The 15,961-nt window shown below is 70.5% G+C and carries 11 protein-coding genes; 6 read left to right on the top strand and 5 right to left on the bottom strand.

Annotated elements, in window-relative coordinates; genetic code table 11:
- Positions 1 to 559: 559 nt before the first annotated feature.
- Positions 560 to 1,498: a zinc-binding dehydrogenase gene (locus AB0M30_RS11530; protein ID WP_364582809.1), complete on the bottom strand. Its 939-nt coding sequence runs from the start codon at positions 1,496 to 1,498 to the stop codon at positions 560 to 562.
- Positions 1,499 to 1,580: 82 nt separating this feature from the next.
- Between AB0M30_RS11530 and AB0M30_RS11525 the strand changes: the two genes are divergently transcribed.
- Genes AB0M30_RS11525 through AB0M30_RS11515 form a run of 3 tightly spaced genes read left to right on the top strand, consistent with a single transcriptional unit; the run spans position 1,581 to position 3,539 of the window.
- On the top strand, positions 1,581 to 2,168 hold the full coding sequence (locus AB0M30_RS11525; protein ID WP_364582806.1) for a helix-turn-helix domain-containing protein: 588 nt from the start codon (positions 1,581 to 1,583) through the stop codon (positions 2,166 to 2,168).
- Positions 2,169 to 2,223: 55 nt separating this feature from the next.
- The gene (locus AB0M30_RS11520) at positions 2,224 to 2,961 is read left to right on the top strand and encodes an alpha/beta hydrolase (RefSeq protein ID WP_364582803.1); all 738 of its coding nucleotides are present in this window, start codon (positions 2,224 to 2,226) and stop codon (positions 2,959 to 2,961) included.
- The gene (locus AB0M30_RS11515; RefSeq protein ID WP_364582800.1) at positions 2,958 to 3,539 is read left to right on the top strand and encodes a TetR/AcrR family transcriptional regulator; all 582 of its coding nucleotides are present in this window, start codon (positions 2,958 to 2,960) and stop codon (positions 3,537 to 3,539) included. Before AB0M30_RS11520 ends, AB0M30_RS11515 begins: the two co-directional genes overlap by 4 nt.
- A gap of 6 nt (positions 3,540 to 3,545) precedes the next feature.
- Here AB0M30_RS11515 and AB0M30_RS11510 read toward each other — a convergent pair whose 3' ends face one another.
- Both AB0M30_RS11510 and AB0M30_RS11505 read right to left on the bottom strand, forming a co-directional pair.
- Positions 3,546 to 6,395, bottom strand: coding sequence for a glycoside hydrolase N-terminal domain-containing protein (locus AB0M30_RS11510; protein ID WP_364582797.1), 2,850 nt, complete (start codon positions 6,393 to 6,395; stop codon positions 3,546 to 3,548).
- Positions 6,396 to 6,412: 17 nt separating this feature from the next.
- Positions 6,413 to 7,774, bottom strand: a complete 1,362-nt coding sequence (locus tag AB0M30_RS11505) for an RICIN domain-containing protein (RefSeq protein WP_364582794.1) — start codon at positions 7,772 to 7,774, stop codon at positions 6,413 to 6,415.
- 468 nt (positions 7,775 to 8,242) lie between these two features.
- Between AB0M30_RS11505 and AB0M30_RS11500 the strand changes: the two genes are divergently transcribed.
- The gene (locus AB0M30_RS11500; protein ID WP_364582792.1) at positions 8,243 to 10,570 is read left to right on the top strand and encodes a beta-L-arabinofuranosidase domain-containing protein; all 2,328 of its coding nucleotides are present in this window, start codon (positions 8,243 to 8,245) and stop codon (positions 10,568 to 10,570) included.
- A 235-nt stretch (positions 10,571 to 10,805) separates the two neighbouring features.
- Here the strand turns inward: AB0M30_RS11500 and AB0M30_RS11495 are convergent, their stop codons facing one another.
- The gene (locus AB0M30_RS11495; protein ID WP_364582790.1) at positions 10,806 to 11,456 is read right to left on the bottom strand and encodes a DUF4230 domain-containing protein; all 651 of its coding nucleotides are present in this window, start codon (positions 11,454 to 11,456) and stop codon (positions 10,806 to 10,808) included.
- A gap of 76 nt (positions 11,457 to 11,532) precedes the next feature.
- On the opposite strand from AB0M30_RS11495, the gene AB0M30_RS11490 reads away from it, so the two are divergent.
- Entirely contained in the window at positions 11,533 to 11,682 is a 150-nt protein-coding gene (locus AB0M30_RS11490; RefSeq protein ID WP_364582788.1) for a hypothetical protein, read from the top strand.
- Between the two features lie 81 nt (positions 11,683 to 11,763).
- Here AB0M30_RS11490 and AB0M30_RS11485 read toward each other — a convergent pair whose 3' ends face one another.
- A complete protein-coding gene (locus AB0M30_RS11485) occupies positions 11,764 to 13,119 on the bottom strand; it encodes a glycoside hydrolase family 6 protein (RefSeq protein ID WP_364583274.1) in 1,356 nt (451 codons plus the stop codon).
- Positions 13,120 to 13,554: 435 nt separating this feature from the next.
- Here AB0M30_RS11485 and AB0M30_RS11480 point away from each other — a divergent pair, with 435 nt between their 5' ends.
- On the top strand, positions 13,555 to 15,942 hold the full coding sequence (locus AB0M30_RS11480; protein WP_364582785.1) for a ricin-type beta-trefoil lectin domain protein: 2,388 nt from the start codon (positions 13,555 to 13,557) through the stop codon (positions 15,940 to 15,942).
- The last annotated feature ends 19 nt before the right edge of the window (positions 15,943 to 15,961 follow it).

Genomic DNA, 15,961 nt, shown 5'->3' with positions numbered 1-15,961 from the left:
CTTGCCGCGAGGCGTGCGGATCGCCTCGTAGATGTAGGCCTCGCTACTCACAGAACATCTCCTCGCGAGCGTGTCGGACGTCGTTGTGCCTTGCGGTCGCGGGGGCGCGAGCTGCGTTCGACGTCGGTGCCACGCCCCGGTCTCGCTCCCGAGGCCGGAGGTGACTCCGGGACGAGCGCGAACCGGCCGAACACCGTCCCGGCGTCCAAAGGTTTCGGTGCGCACCGGTTGAGCAGGGTTTGACGCCCCGGGTGGGTCGGCGCGGACGGACCTCGCCGCGCGCTCGTGCCACTGCGGACGCGACCGGCGGGCCGGCCGTGCGGACGCGGCGACTCCGGGCTTCGCGTCCGCATGGTGTTGGCTGCCCTGGTCTTGGGATCGCTCGCGAGACTGGAGCTCGCTCGAGGGACGAGGTCGGTCCGGCCGAACCACCGCCCAGGCATCCGAAGGCTTCGGTGCGCGGACGCGACCGGCGGGCCGGCCGTGCGGGCGCGGAGATTTCGCGCTCCGCGTCCGCACGGCGCCGGCCACACCCCGGTCTCGCTCCCGAGACCGGAGCTCACTCCGGGACGAGCGCGAACCGGCCGAACACCGTCCCGGCGTCCAGGTGCCGGTGGGCGAGTTCCGCCTGTGCCAGCGGCAGCACGTCGTGGACCACCGTGGTCACCTCGCCGCGGCCCGCGGCGGCCAGCAGCTCGGCGGCCACCGTGCGGCGGTCCTCTGTGGACACGGAGTCGGCGCTGAAGATCGCGAACGACAGTGACTTCCGGAACGCCGTGAACATCTCCGCGACCAAGCGGGCCGGTGGCGGGCCCGCGACCGCGCCCACCGTGACCACCCGCCCGTTGGGGTTGAGCTTGCCGAAGAACGAAGGCAGCTCCTCCCCGGCGACGATGTCGAGGACGACGTCGTAGCCGGTGGCTCCCTCGCCGGCGCGGTCCAGCACCTGGGTGGCGCCCAGCGCGCGCAGGCGGGCGCCGCGCTCGGGCGAAGAGGTCGTGACCGCGACCGTGCCGGTGCGCGCCGCGAGCTGGACCGCCATCACCCCGATGCCGCCCGCCGCGCCGCGGACCAGCACCGATTCGCCGGGCGCGAAGCGGGCGTGCCGGAGGCCGAAGTGCGCCACCACCCCGGAACCCGCCACGGTCACCGCGTCGACCGCCGACACCTCCGGCGGCAGCCGTACCAGCGTCGCGGCCGGGACGAGTGCCTGCTCGACATAGCCGCCGCCGCCGTCGGTGGGGGCCCAGACGCGCGCGCCGGCCCACGACTCGTCGACGTCCGCGCCCAGCGCGGTGACGGTTCCCGCCACCTCGCCGCCGAGGATGTGACCGGCTGCGAAGCCGAACGCGTTGAGGGCGCCGCGGCGGATCAGCACGTCGACGCCGCCGACGCCGATCGCCTCGGTGGTGATCACCACCTGCCCGGCGGCCGGCCGCGGGTCGGGAACCTCGACGACGGCCAGGCCGCCGGGCTCCCCGAAAGTCTGCACTGCCACTGCTTTCACGGTTCATCTCCCTGAGTTCGAGGCGGCCGCGACCGTACCGGACGCACCCGTCCGGTTCGGCTAAACTGAGACGGTGACCGGCTCTTTGCCTCGGATCCGGCGATCGGATGCCCAGGACAACCGCGAACGCCTCCTCGAGGCGGCCCGGACCGTGTTCGCCACCGCCGGCCTGACCGCGCCGATGCGGGAGATCGCCCGGCACGCCGGCGTCGGCCCGGCGACGCTGTACCGGCACTTCCCGACCAAGGAACAGCTGTTCGCCGAGGCGTTCGCGGAGCGGCTGCGTGCCTGCTACGCCATCGTCGACGACGGCCTCGCCGAGGCGGACGCCTGGCGGGGCCTGCGCACGGTGATCGAGCGGCTGGGCGAGCTGTACGCCCGGGACCGGGGGACGACCGCGGCGCTGGTGTCGGCCTTCCCCGGCACACTGGACTTCACCGCCGAGCGGGAACGGGCGCTGAAGTCGCTCGCCGAGCTGGTGCGCCGGGCGAAGGACGCGGGCCGGGTGCGGCCCGAGACGACGCTGGACGACATCGTCCTGGTGCTGATGGCCGCCGGTGGCATCCAGGCGGCCACGCCGGCGGCGCGGGCCGCGGCCGTCCGGCGCTACATCACGATCGCGATCAACGGGCTGCAAGCCATTCCGGCCCGCCACGCCTAAGTGGGACGTTGTCCCGTATAGTAACCGGGACGACGTCCCACTTAAGGAGCTCTTCATGGCGATCACCTATGTGCTGGTCCACGGCGCCTGGCACACCGGGCAGTGCTGGGCGCGGGTGGTGCCGCGGCTGGCGGCGAGCGGGCGCCCGGTGTTCACCCCGACGCTCACCGGCTACGGCGAAACGCGGCACCTGCTGAACCCGGACGTCGGGCTCCGCACGCACACCGCCGACGTCGTGCGGCTGCTGGTCGAAGCGGACCTGCACGACGTCGTCCTGGTCGGGCACAGCTACGCCGGCCTGGTGATCTCCGCGGCGGCCAACGAGGTGCCGGAGCGGATCGCGCGGCTGGTGTACCTCGACGCGATGGTGCCCGCGCACGGGGAGAACGCGATCGACGTCATGCCGGTCACCCGGAGCATGCTCGGGACCGGCTGGCGGGTCCCGCCGCTGCCGGAGCTGCCCGCGCCCTTCGGCCTGTTCGGGGTGACCGATCCCGGGGACGTCGCGTGGCTGCGGACCATGCTGTCCGACCAGTCGATCCGGTGCCTCGAAGAGCCGGTCGCGCTGGACAACCCGGCGCTGCGCGCGATCCCGCGCACGCACATCCACTGCACGGTGAAGCCCGACGGGTTCGACCGGCGCCTGGTGCCCGCCGTGCAGCCGAACGGCGAGCCCGCGGACGTGCGCGAGCTGGCCGCCGGGCACGACTGCATGATCACCGCGCCCGCGGAGCTGGCCGAGCTGCTGCTGGACGTCGGGGAGCCGGTGGGGGCCGGTAGCATGCGGTCGTGAGCGATTCCCGGACGGCGGCCGGAAAATCGCCGCAGCGCGCCGACGCGCGGCGCAACGCCGGGAACGTCCTCGAGGCCGCGGCCGCGGTGTTCGTGACCTCCGGCGTCGAAGCGCCGATCCGGGAGATCGCCGCCCGGGCCGGGGTGGGCACGGCGACCATCTACCGCCACTACCCGACCCGGGCCGACCTGATCCTCGCGGTGTACCGGCGGCAGGTCGAAGCCCTGGCCGAGGCCGGTCCCGCCCTGCTCGCCGGCGGACGGGGGCCGCACCAGGCCCTCGTCGAGTGGATCGACCGGTTCGTCGACTTCGTCATCACCAAGCAGGGGCTGGCGTCGGTGCTGCAGTCCGACGAAGCCTGCTACGACCCGCTCCACACCTACTTCCTCGAACGCCTCGGTCCCGTGTGCACCCAGCTGCTGGACGCGGCCGCGGCGGCCGGTGAGATCGTGCCCGGCCAGGACGCCTTCGAGCTGATGCGCGGCGTCGGCAGCCTCTGTGCCGGCGCGGGCACGGCCACGTACTACGACGCGCGCCACCTGGTGAAGCTGCTGGTCAACGGCCTGCGCCGGCCCTGACGCCGGTTACATGCGCTGGAGCAGGAACCGCTGGTTGGCGGCACCGGTCACGGTCCACTGGGAGATGCGCGCGCCGTCGGCGGTCGAGGCGCTCCAGACGTCCATCGCGAGCCCGCTGGCCCGGTTGACCAGGCTCACCACCCCGCCGCCCTGGTCGGTCACCTTCCATTGCTGGGTCGTCGCGCCGGTGTCCGGCTGCTGGGTGATGTCCGCACCGGTCGCGTTCGACGCGACCTGCAGGACCAGGCCGCTGGCGCGGGACCGGATGCGGTGGAAGCCGCCGTCGGAGGCGAGGAAGTCGAACTGCTGGTTGAGCCCGCTGGTCGCCTGCCACTGGATCAGCGTCGCTCCGGCACTGGTCGAGCCGCCGTTGATGTCGGCCGATTTGCCGCTGTGCTGGGCGACGAGCCGGTAGTTCACCCCGGGCTCGACCACCGGGGGCGGCCCGCCGAGGGAAGTGGCGCGGTAGGTGTGACCAGCCTGGCCCGCGAAGCTGACCAGGTCCGCCTCGACGGACACCGGCTGGACCTTGGCGCCGGTCGTGGTGTCGAGCACTTCGTAAGCCGCGGTGAACATCCGGCTGCGGATCTTGACGTCGCCGTCACGGTCCGGCGTGATGGTGAGCTGCGTCGCCGCGCCGCTGCTCCAGGCCGCGCCGACCGTGTAGCCGCCGCGGCCGCGCAGGCCCGTGACGCTGCCGGCCGGCCAGGCGGGCGGCAGCGCGGGCAGCAGGTGCAGCTCGCCGTTGTGGCTGTGCAGCAGCAGCTCGGCGATGCCGGACGTCGCCCCGAAGTTGCCGTCGATCTGGAACGGTGGGTGCAGGTCGAACATGTTGGGCGCCAGCCGGTCGGTCCGCACGAGGAGCCGGAGCAGGTCGTGCGCCTTGGCGCCCTCTTCCATCCGCGCCCAGTAGTTGATCTTCCAGGCCAGTGACCAGCCGGTGCCGTCGTCACCGCGCAGCTCGAGGGTCCGGCGCGCGGCGGTGAACAGCTGGGGCGTGCCGCGCTTGCTGATCTGGTTGCTCGGGTACAGGCCGTAGAGGTGCGAAATGTGCCGGTGGGTCTGCTCGGTCTCCACCCAGTCGTAGAGCCATTCCTGGATGTTGCCGCGTGAGCCGACCTTCATCGGCGCCAGCCGCTGCCGGGCCGCCTTGACCTGGTCGGCGAAGGCGGCGTCCACGCCCAGCACCTGGCACGCGCCCGCGCAGCCGTCGAACAGGTCGCGCAGGATCTGCATGTCCATCGTCGGTCCCGCGCACACGGACGCGTTCGCGTGGTGGTTCAGCTCGGGGGAGTTCGCCGGGTTGGTGACCAGGTAGCCCAGCGAGGGTTCGGTCACCAGGCTGTCGAGGAAGAACTGCGCGGCGCCCTTCATCAGCGGGTAGCGGGCGCGGAGGAAGTCGACGTCGCCGGTGAACCGGTAGTGGTCCCAGATCATGGTGGCGAGCCACGCGCCGCCGGTCTGCCACATCCCGGCCTGCGCGAAGTCCACAATGGAGGATCCACGCCAGCCGTCGGTGTTGTGGTGGGTGACCCAGCCCCGGGCACCGTATTCGACCTGTGCCGTGCGCGCCCCGGTGACCGCGAGGTCGCCGATCATCGCGAACACCGGTTCATAGCACTCGGCGAGGTTGGTGACGTCGGCCGGCCAGTAGTTCATCGGCAGGTTGGCGTTGAGGGTGTACTTCGATTCCCACGACGGGTTCAGCTGGTCGTTCCAGATCCCCTGCAGGTTGGCGGGCTGGGTACCCGGCCGGGACGAGGAGATCAGCAGGTAGCGGCCGAACTGGAAGAGCAGCGCGGCGAACTGCGGGTCGCTGACGCTGTTGTGCTGGGCGATCCGGACGTCGGTCGGCTGGTCGGCCGCCGCGGTGCGGCCGAGGTCGAGGGTCGTGCGCCCGAAGAGCTTCTGGTAGTCGGCGAGGTGCCGGCTGCGCAGCGAGTCGTAGGAGAGGGCCTGGGCGCCGGCCAGTCGCGTACGGGCGAGGCCCTGGTAGTCCCCGTTCACCGTGCGGTAGTCGACGTAGCTGGTGCCGATCGAGATCAGCAGCGTGACGGCGTTGGCGCCGGACACCCGCAGCGTGCCGCCGGAGCTGCTGGTGCTGCCGCCCTCGGCGGTCGCGCCGGCGAGGGCGAGGAACCGGACCGAACCGGCGATGCCCCGGCTGTCCCCGGAGATCCCGTCCAGCGCGATCGTGGTGCCGTTCGGGCTGGACGTCGTCGCCCGCTGCGGGGTGCCCAGCGACGCGGAGAACGAGATCGAGCCCGGCGTCTCGGCCGTCAGCCGCATGACGATCACCTGGTCCACGGCGCTGGCGAACACTTCCCGCCGGTACCGCACGTTGTTCGCGACGTAGGTGACGACCGTCGTGGCCGTGGTGAGGTCGAGCCACCGCTGGTACGAGGAAACCCCGCTGTTCCCGGGCAGCGCGAGGCTGAGGGTGCCGACGGGCTGGTAGGGCTGCTGGGCGGCCGGGGTGCCGAGCATCTTCTGGTCGATCAGGGACTGCGCCTGCGTCCACTGGTTGGAGAACACCAGTTGCCGGATCTGCGAAAGCGCCCCGGCGCCTTGGGTGTTGCTGTAGTCGTGGGGGCCGCCCGCCCAGACCGTGTCCTCGTTGAGCTGCAGGCGTTCGGTGTCGGTGTTGCCGGACACCATGGCGCCCAGCCTGCCGTTGCCGATCGGCAGCGCGCGCAGCCACTCGGTGCCGGCCGGCTTGTCGTACCACAGCGCCAGGTCGTTCACCGCCCGGACGTCGGCGGGTGCGGCCGAAGCGGTCCGGGCGGTGGCCGTCCACGCGATCGGCACCAGTGCGGCACCCAGCCGCATCGCCTGCCGGCGGGTCAGGTCGGACATCGTCGTCACTCCGATCTTCAGGCGCGCTGGAGCTGGAACCGCTGGTTGGCGCCGCTGCCGGCGGTGTACTGCGAAATGCGGGCACCGTCGGCGGTGGAGGCACCCCAGACGTCCATGGCCAGGCCGCTGGCCCGGTTCACCAGGCTGACCGCGCCGCCGCCCTGGTCGGTGACCTTCCACTGCTGGGTCGTCGCGTCGGTGTCGGGCTGCTGGGTGATGTCCGCGCCGGAGGCGGAGCTCGCGACCTGCAGGACCAGGCCACTGTGCCGGGCGCGGATCCGGTAGTAGCCGTCGGCGGAGGCGAGGAAGTCGAACTGCTGGTTGGCCGCGTTGTGCGAGGACCACTGGATCAGCGTGGCCCCCGCCGCGGTGGACGCACCGTTGATGTCGGCGGACTTGCCGCTGTGCGCGGCGACCAGGGAGTAGTTCACGCCGACCTGCACCGGCGAGGTGGGCGGGTTCGGGTCGCCGCCGCCGAACTGGCTGAAGAACTTCCAGATCTCGGCCTTGTCCCAGCTCCGCGCGCCGCTCTCGCAGCCGGTGCAGCCGTCCACCGGGCCCTGCTGGTGGCCGCCGTCGAACGGCGCCCAGACGACCGGGTACCCGGTCCGGCAGCCGGAGTAGACGGTCAGGTAGTGGGTTTTGCTGCCCGCGGCGGGTTCGGGGGCGTTCTGCGGGGTGCAGCCGTTGTTCCGGACGAACGTGTCCCGCAGGCCCCGGCCGGCGCCGATGTTGTCCGACACGCCGTGGATGCCCATGTACGCGATGGGCTGGGTGCCGCCGCTGCACCCGCTGATCGCGCCGGGGGCGGCGATGGCCACGACCGCGCGGAACACCGTCGCCCGGGCGCACGCGAGTGCGTAGCTCATCGCGCCGCCGTAGCTGAAGCCGATGGAGAACAGCTGGGTCGTGTCGACGCAGAGGTCGTTCTCGATCAGCCGGACCATGTCGTCGGTGAAGGTCACGTCCTCGCCGCCGGAATTGCCCCAGCCGTTGTTGAGGCCCTGGGGCGCCACGAAGATCGTGGAGTCACCCGACTGCGACTGCATGCCGTAGTAGGCCCAGGCGTAGCCGTCGCTGCCACCCGAGGCGACCTGTTCGGCGGTGCCGCCCAGCCAGTGGTAGCCGAACGCGAGCCGGTGCGGAGTGGCGTTGTCGTAGTTGTCGGGGATCTTCAGGATGAAGCTGCGGCTCTTGCCGTTGCTCTGGATCGTCCGTTTGCCGCTGGTGAGCGTCGGATTCTTGCCGCAGCCGGCACTCGGCGTGCCGGCCGCGGCGGCGCTTCCGGCCGCGGCGGCGCCCGGGGGAGCGCCGCCCACGGCCAGCGCGAGCACTGCGGCGGTCACGAAGACGCGGAACGACGATCCGATCCTGGGCATGCGAAATCCTTCGGCCGACGGGGAAATTTCGAGCCCTCGGCGCGGGTCGCCTGCTCAAGGGTGTTCCGGTTGTAGCACGGATTTCGAATGGTCGTCCAGCCGGAAATGAAAGTTTCAGTTCTGCCGCCGGCATCCGGAAAGGGCGCCGGGGATTCCGGGAAACGATTCCGGGCCGGCGCTTCACGCGGTGGCGGAGGTAGGCGACCCGCGGGCCGACGCGCCGCGTCTCGACGAGTTCGAGTCCCACCCGCCGTTCCCGCTGCGGGAAGAGCGGGATGCCCCGCCGGCGAGTACCGGGTGGACGCCGCCGAGTGCGATGAAGCCTTCTGCCGGTTCGGCCCGCGGCCCGGAAATCCTCCTCGGGAGCGGGCCGTCGGTATGCCCGCCGGTCACCAGGGTCGTGACAAGAATTGTTGTTAGCGCTAACATGCTCCCGCCCCCTCTGTCCACTGACGAACGGAGACCCCGGTGACCTCACCCATCAGCCGCCGGCGACTGCTGCAAGCCGCCGGCGCCACCGCCATCGCCTCCGCGGCCGGGTCCGCCATCGGCTGGGCGCCCGCCGCCTCGGCGGCCACCGCCGCGGCCGTCGGGCCGGTCCGCCCGGACGCCGGGGTGACCCTGTTCCCGTTCGAGCTCGGCCAGGTGCGGCTGACCGCGAGCCGGTGGCTGGACAACCAGAACCGGACGCAGAACTACCTGCGGTTCGTCGACGTCAACCGGCTGCTCTACGTTTTCCGGGCCAACCACCGGCTCTCCACCGGCGGCGCGGCCACCAACGGCGGCTGGGACGCGCCGAGCTTCCCGTTCCGCAGCCACGTGCAGGGCCACTTCCTGACGGCTTGGGCGCAGCTGTGGGCCGTCGCCGGCGATACCTCGAGCCGGGACAAGGCCACGACCATGGTGGCCGAGCTCGCCAAGTGCCAGGCGAACAACGGCGCCGCCGGGTTCTCCGCCGGGTACCTGTCCGGCTTCCCCGAGGCCGACTTCGACAACCTCGAAGCCGGTCGGCTGTCGAACGGCAACGTGCCGTACTACTGCATCCACAAGACCATGGCCGGCCTGCTCGACGTGTGGCGGTACATCGGCAGCACCCAGGCCCGCGATGTGCTGCTCAACCTCGCCGGCTGGGTCGACCGGCGGACCGCCCGGCTCAGCGCGAGCCAGCTGCAGTCGGTGCTGAACACCGAGTTCGGCGGCATGAACGACGTGCTGGCCGAGCTCTACCAGTACACCGGCGACGCGCGGTGGCTGACCGTCGCGCAGCGCTTCGACCACGCCGCCGTGTTCGACCCCCTGGCGGCGAACCGGGATCAGCTCAACGGGCTGCACGCCAACACGCAGGTCCCGAAGTGGATCGGCGCGGCGCGCGAGTACAAGGCCACCGGCACCACCCGCTACCGGGACATCGCGACCAACGCGTGGAACATCACCGTCGGTGCGCACACCTACGCCATCGGCGGCAACAGCCAGGCCGAGCACTTCCGCGCGCCCAACGCCATCGCCGCGTACCTGAACCAGGACACGTGCGAGAGCTGCAACACCTACAACATGCTCAAGCTGACCCGGGAACTGATCGCGCTGTACCCGGACCGCGCCGACCTGGCCGACTACTACGAACGCGCCCTGCTCAACCAGATGATCGGCCAGCAGAACCCGGCCGACAGCCACGGGCACGTCACGTACTTCAGCTCGCTCAACCCGGGCGGCCGCCGCGGCCTAGGCCCGGCGTGGGGCGGCGGCACGTGGAGCACCGACTACAACTCGTTCTGGTGCTGCCAGGGGACCGGGCTGGAAACCCAGACGAAGCTGGCCGACTCGATCTACTTCTACAACGACACGACGCTGACCGTGAACCTGTTCCTGCCCTCGGTGCTCACCTGGACCCAGCGCGGCATCACGGTCACCCAGACCACCTCGTACCCGGCGAGCGACACCAGCACGCTGACGGTGACCGGAAGCGTGAGCGGGACCTGGGCAATGCGCATCCGCGTCCCCGCCTGGACCACCGGGGCGACCATCAGCGTCAACGGTGTCGCGCAGAACGTGACCGCCAACCCCGGCAGCTACGCCACCTTGTCCCGGTCTTGGGCTTCCGGGGACACGGTCACCGTCCGCCTGCCGATGACGGTCGCGCTGAAGGCGGCCAACGACAACGCGAACGTCGCGGCGGTCACCTACGGCCCGGTGGTCCTGGCCGGCAACTACGGCGGCAGCACGCTGCCGTCCCTCAACCCGGCTTCGGTCACCCGGACCAGCAGCAGTGCGCTCACCTTCAGCGCCACCGCGAACGGGTCCGCCGTCAACCTGGTGCCGTTCTACGACGCCCAGGGCTTCACCTACACCACGTACTGGAACACCGGTGGCGCCGGTGCGACGACCTACCGGCTGGTCAACGTGGGGAGTGGGCTGGTGCTGGGCGTCGAGAACATGTCCACCGCCGATGGGGGCCGGGCTTTGCAGTGGTCGGACAGCGGGACCGCGGACCACAACTGGGAGATGATCACCGACGGGAGCGCGGTTCGGTTCCGGAACGCCAACAGCGGCAAGGTGCTGGGGGTTCTCGACATGTCGACAGCGGACAACGCCCGGGTTCTGCAGTGGTCGGACAACGGGACGGCTGATCACCGGTGGACGGTGGTTGATCAGGGGGATGGGACCTCGAAGATCCGGAATGTCAACAGTGGGAAGCTGCTGACGATCGAGAACGGGTCCACCTCTGCCGGGGGTTATGCGGTACAGGGGCCGGACAACGGTGCTGCGGCCAACCGGTGGCGTTTGGTGCGGAACGGGTGAGGTTAGTGCTGTGAAGCTGGTTCCCCGCCACCCCGAAGCCTGATTGTGACTACGGCCGGCGGCACCGGGTCAAGGCGGGAAAGATGCCTTGACCCGGCACCGCCGGCCGTGTTCTGGCTTCGGATCGGGGTTGCGGGGGGCCTGGGTGCCGTGGTGGTCGCCGTGCGTTGCCGTGGCAGCGTGCCGTGGGTGGTGGTTGGCGCCTTGCGTTGCCTGGCGCGGGAAGTCTTGGCGGTCAGCCGGCGCTGTTGTCCGCGTACTTGATCGTGATGTTCTTGAAGCCCAGTGATTGCAGCAAGCCCGTCAACATCGTTCGGGTGTTTCGCTCTGCGTCGGCTACCAGGGAGCTCTTGGCCGCTGCTGCCTGGATCTGCTTCTGGGCCAGCTCGTACAGCGCCTGCTGGGAATTGGGGTTTCCGCTCAAGAACTCGTTTATTCGGGTGAAGAGGCCCTGCTGCTGGGCGTACACGTGGGACTCGTGCACGTCGAGCGTCGCCGGCTCGAGTTGGGCGTGGCCCAAGGTGATCGTCGCCGACTGGCGGTCTTCGGACACCTGGACCGCGTTGCCCTTCAGGCGCCCGAAGTCGACGTATGCGTTGTCCGTGCCCACTCCGATGAACAGCGTGTCGCTGCCCACCAGGAAACTGGGGAGGACCGAGCTCGTCGTGATGTCGACGACCACCTGGAACGAACCGCTCGCCGCCTCGTAGCGGGACAGCTCGACGATCGACTGCAGCAGCACCGGGCCCGAGTGCTCTTCCGTCCGCTCGGCGAACGGGTTGCGCAATTGGGGTAACAGGTGCACCGCCGATGCGACGAGTACCGCCGCGACCAGAACCACCACAGCCACAGCCAAAGCGACCAGTCGCTTGCCCCAAGCACCCATACCGGGAGGAATACCCATCCGGCCACCGAGCCAATCGACCGGTAGCGTGTGCCCGGATCCGACGAGGGGAGACGGTGTGCGCAAGTCCTGGTGGCTGTGGATCCTGCTGGCCGTTCTCGCCGTCCTGGTGCTCGGCCTGATCTTCGGCAGCGGCTACCGCAAGGGTACCAAGCTCGGTGCGCCGGCCGGGCCCGTTGCGGCCTGGAGTGCGGACCGGGTGGCCTGACCCGTCGCGGGTTCGGCCCGGGCGGGCAAGCCGATCGCGGCGCTCTGCGTGAACGCCGCGATCAGCCGTGGCCGCCAAGGCTCAGGAGCAGGAGGTCCCGTTGAGCGCCGGCTGCAGGAACGGCGGCGCGCTGCCGGTGTAGTTCGCGTTGTAGCCGAGCGTGGTCGTCGCCCCGGTGCCCAGGGTGCCGTTCCAGGACACGCTGTCGACCTTGACGGTGTCGCCGGTGTCGCTCCAGGTGCCGTTCCAGCCCTGGCTGATGGTCACGCCGGGTGCGGAGAACGTCAGCGTCCAGCCGTTGAGGGCCGCGCCGCGGTTTTCGATGACGATCTCCGCGGTGTAGCCGGTCGGCCAGGAGCTGACCACCCGGTGGGTGACCTTGCAGCCGCTGGTCGGCTGCGGGGTCGTGGTGGTCGGGGACGTGGGCGTGGTCGGCGTGGTGGGAGTCGTCGGCGTGGTCGGGGTCGTCGGGGTGGTCGGCGTGGTGGTCTGGATCGGGCCCGCCGCGATGGCGAGGTCGTAGGCCCGCTGGGGCACGAACTGGCCGGCCGTGGCGATGCAGCCGTCGGCCTCGCCCGGCGGCTTGATCCACAGGAACGCGTCGATCTGGCTGTCGCCGGTCTGGTTGGTGCTCGGCTTGCCGATCGCGCGGCCGCCCGGGTCGCACCACTCGCTGCCCTGCGGCCCGTTGCCGTTGCGGCTCGTGTCCACCACGGCCTTCAGCCGGGAGTCGCCGAGCTGGTTGAGGATCGCCTTGTCGTAGGCCACTTCGTCGGAGGTCGCGCGGTAGTTGGACACGTTGGTCGAGATGCCGTCGGCGCTGTTCGAGATGTCGGCGGCCCGCAGCCGCGTCGCGGCGTCGCCCGGGGAAAGCCAGGCGGAGTGCCCGATGTCGAAGTACACCTTCGCCTGGGACGAGCCGGCCTTGAGCTTCTTGCCCGCGTACGCGATCGACGCGGTGGTCTGGCGCTGCTGGTCGCTGTTCTGGCAGTTCGTCATCTGCGGGAGCACGTCGGGCTCGAGCACGATGGCCGCGGGCCGGCCCGCCAGCCCCGCCGCCACCTGGTCGATCCAAGCCCGGTAGGCGTCTTGGGACGGCGCGCCGCCGCTGCTCGCGCCGCCGCAGTCGCGGTTCGGGATGTCGTAGACGACCATGATCGGGATCTGGCCCGCGGCGGCCGCCGCGCTGGTGTAGGCGTCCACCTCGCCGCGGACCGTGGACGTGTTCGTGGTGGTGAACCACCGCGCCTGCGCCACCGAGGCGATGCGGTCGCGGATGACCGCGGCCCGGGAGTCGCCGGGGTTCGCCGCGACCCACTTGGCCGCGTTGGTGCCCGGGTCGACGTAGTACGCCGAGGCGGCGGCCTGCGCGCCGGCCCACGTGGTCGTGGCCACGACGCCGGTCACGGCTACCGCGGCGAGACCCCCGGCTGCCACTGTCCTGCTTCGCATGCACCTTCTCCTTCGAACGGCGGTGGCGCCGGAACCGGCTACTGGGAGCGCTCCCAGCAATCGGAGACTGTAGCCGGGGGAGGCGGCCCGGGAAAGGGGGCCGCCGTGTTGTTCTCGCTCGCCGGCGCGAAATTTACATTTTGCGCGAAGCGCCGCTGTGGGTCCGCGATGGACCGCTGAACTGCGGTGATTGCCGGCCGATGTGGCGGTGACCGCGGTGTTTCGTAAAGTGCGGCGGGCGCCCGGTGCCGATGGTTGTTCGGCGGCAGGGTGGCTGTTAGCGTTAACGCCCAGCGTGTTCGCCATCGACGAAGATGGGGTTCTCATGGCGGTTTCCCCCTTCGCTGATCGACCGATTGTTTCGCCGGCTGGCCCGAGAGTTTCGCCGGGCGCCGCCTTCGTTCGGAAGTGAGGACTACCATGCTCCGCAGCGCGAGAAACGCGGCAGCGGCGGTGACCGCGGTCGTCTTGGCCGTGGCGGGCGGCGTCGTCGCCGCGGCACCGGCCCAGGCCGCCACCTCGATCACCGTCAACGGCGGCTCGGGCGGCCGCACGTTCGACGGCGTCGGCGCGGTCAGCGGCGGTGGTGGCAACACCCGCCTGCTGATCGACTACCCCGAGCCGCAACGCGGCCAGATCCTCGACTACCTGTTCAAGCCCGGCTACGGCGCCGCCCTGCAGATCCTCAAGGTGGAAATGGGCGGGGACACCAACTCCACCAGCGGCGCGGAGCCCAGCCACGCCCACTTCCGCGGCGATCTGGACTGCAACCGCGGGTACGAGTGGTGGCTCATGGAACAGGCGAAGACGCGCAACCCCGGCATCAAGCTGGTGGGCCTGCCCTGGGGAGCGCCGGGCTGGATCGGCAACGGCACCTTCTTCTCCAACGACCTGACGGACTACTACCTGTCGTGGCTGGGGTGCGCCAAGCAGCACGGGCTGACCATCGACTACCTCACCAGCGTCCAGAACGAGAAGCAGTGGAGCGCCGACTGGACCGTCACCCTCCGCAACGCGCTCAACGCCAACGGGTACAACGCCGTCAAGATCATCTCCGGTGACTCGTGGCCGGGCGACTGGGGGCCCGCGAGCGCGATCTCGACCAACACGGCCTACCGCAACGCGACCGACGTGCTGAGCGCCCACTACACCTGCGGCTACCTCAGCGCGCAGACCTCCTGCAGCGTCCCGGCGAACGTCACGAACACCGGGAAGACGTTGTGGTCCAGCGAAAACGGCTCCCAGGACTACAACGACGGCGCCAAGCCGCTGGCCCGCGGGATCAACCGCGTCTACCTCGACGGCAAGATGACCGCCTACCTCAACTGGGACCTGATCGCCGCCGTCACGCCGAACATCCCGTGGCCGACCGTGGGCCTGATCCTGGCCAACCAGCCGTGGTCCGGCTACTACTCGGTCGGCAAGGACTCGTGGGCGCTGGCGCACACGACGCAGTTCACCGCGCCGGGCTGGAAGTACCTCGACTCCTCCAGCGGCTACCTCGGCGGGAACCGCAACAACGGCAGCTACGTCTCGCTGAAGTCGCCGAACAACACCGACTACAGCACGATCATCGAGACGATGGACGCCACCTCGGCCCAGACGCTGAACCTGAACGTCACCGGCGGGCTGTCCGGCGGCCAGGTGCACGTGTGGGCGACCAACCTCAACTCGAACAACCCGGCCGACCACTTCGTGCACAGCACCGACATCACCCCGTCCGGCGGGGCTTACTCCCTGACCGTGCAGCCCGGCTACCTCTACTCCATCACGACCACCACCGGACAGGGCAAGGGCACGGCGACCAGCCCGCCGCAGGGTTCGCTGAACCTGCCCTACAGCGATGACTTCGAGGCGTACGCGAAGGGCAAGGAAGCCAAGTACCTGATGGACATGGAGGGCGCCTTCGAGACCTCCGCTTGCGGCGCCGGCCGCGCGGGCACCTGCGTCCGCCAGTCCGCGACGCAGAAGACGATCCCCTGGAAGAAGTTCGTCGACCCCTACGCGCTGCTGGGCAACGTGGCCTGGAGCAACTACACCCTCAGCACGGACGTGCTGCTGGAGAAGTCCGGGTACGTCGAGCTGCTCGGCCGGGCCGGCTCGCAGGACACGGGCAACCAGGGCGCGCTGAACGCGTACTACCTGCGGGTGAGCGACAACGGCGCCTGGTCGATCCGGCGCAACAACACCAGCCAGCAGAACACGACCCTGCGCACCGGCACGACGACCGCGCTCGGCACCGGCAGCTGGCACAAGCTGTCACTGGGCTTCTCCGGCAGCACCATCACCGCCTCCGTCGACGGCGCCGTGCTCGGGACGATCACCGACGGCACCTTCCCGGCCGGCCAGGTCGGCATCGGCACGAGCGTCGGGGAGACCGCGCAGTTCGACAACCTCTCCGTCGCCGGTTCGGGTGGCGGGTCGACGTCCGTGCTGCGCAACACCGGAGCCGGCCGCTGCCTCGACGTCCCGAACGTGTCCCAGACCAACGGCACCCAGGTGACGCTGTGGGACTGCAACGGCGGCGGCAACCAGCAGTGGACCCTCACCTCCGGCAAGCAGCTCCAGGTGTACGGCAGCAAGTGCCTCGACGCCGAGGGCTCCGGGACGGCGTCCGGCACCCGGGCGATCATCTGGGACTGCACGGGCGGCACCAACCAGCAGTGGAACGCCGCCTCCGACGGCACGATCACCGGTGTCCAATCGGGACTGTGCCTCACGCCGAGCGGGAACGGCACCGCGAACAGCACGCCGGTGACCCTGCAGACCTGTACCGGCGGCAACGCCCAGAAGTGGGCGCGGAGCTAGCCGCATTCCGAACGGACAA

The organism is Amycolatopsis sp. NPDC051716 (genome assembly GCF_040681595.1).
Classification (GTDB): domain Bacteria; phylum Actinomycetota; class Actinomycetes; order Mycobacteriales; family Pseudonocardiaceae; genus Amycolatopsis.
Note: the sequence above shows the minus strand (reverse complement) of the source record. Positions and strands in the feature narration are given on the sequence as shown.

Coding starts and splice junctions, on each gene's coding strand:
- AB0M30_RS11520 (WP_364582803.1), top strand. CDS start 2,224: ATGGCGATCACCTATGTGCTGGTCCACGGCGCCTGGCACACCGGGCAG.
- AB0M30_RS11510 (WP_364582797.1), bottom strand. CDS start 6,395: ATGTCCGACCTGACCCGCCGGCAGGCGATGCGGCTGGGTGCCGCACTG.
- AB0M30_RS11505 (WP_364582794.1), bottom strand. CDS start 7,774: ATGCCCAGGATCGGATCGTCGTTCCGCGTCTTCGTGACCGCCGCAGTG.
- AB0M30_RS11495 (WP_364582790.1), bottom strand. CDS start 11,456: ATGGGTGCTTGGGGCAAGCGACTGGTCGCTTTGGCTGTGGCTGTGGTG.
- AB0M30_RS11480 (WP_364582785.1), top strand. CDS start 13,555: ATGCTCCGCAGCGCGAGAAACGCGGCAGCGGCGGTGACCGCGGTCGTC.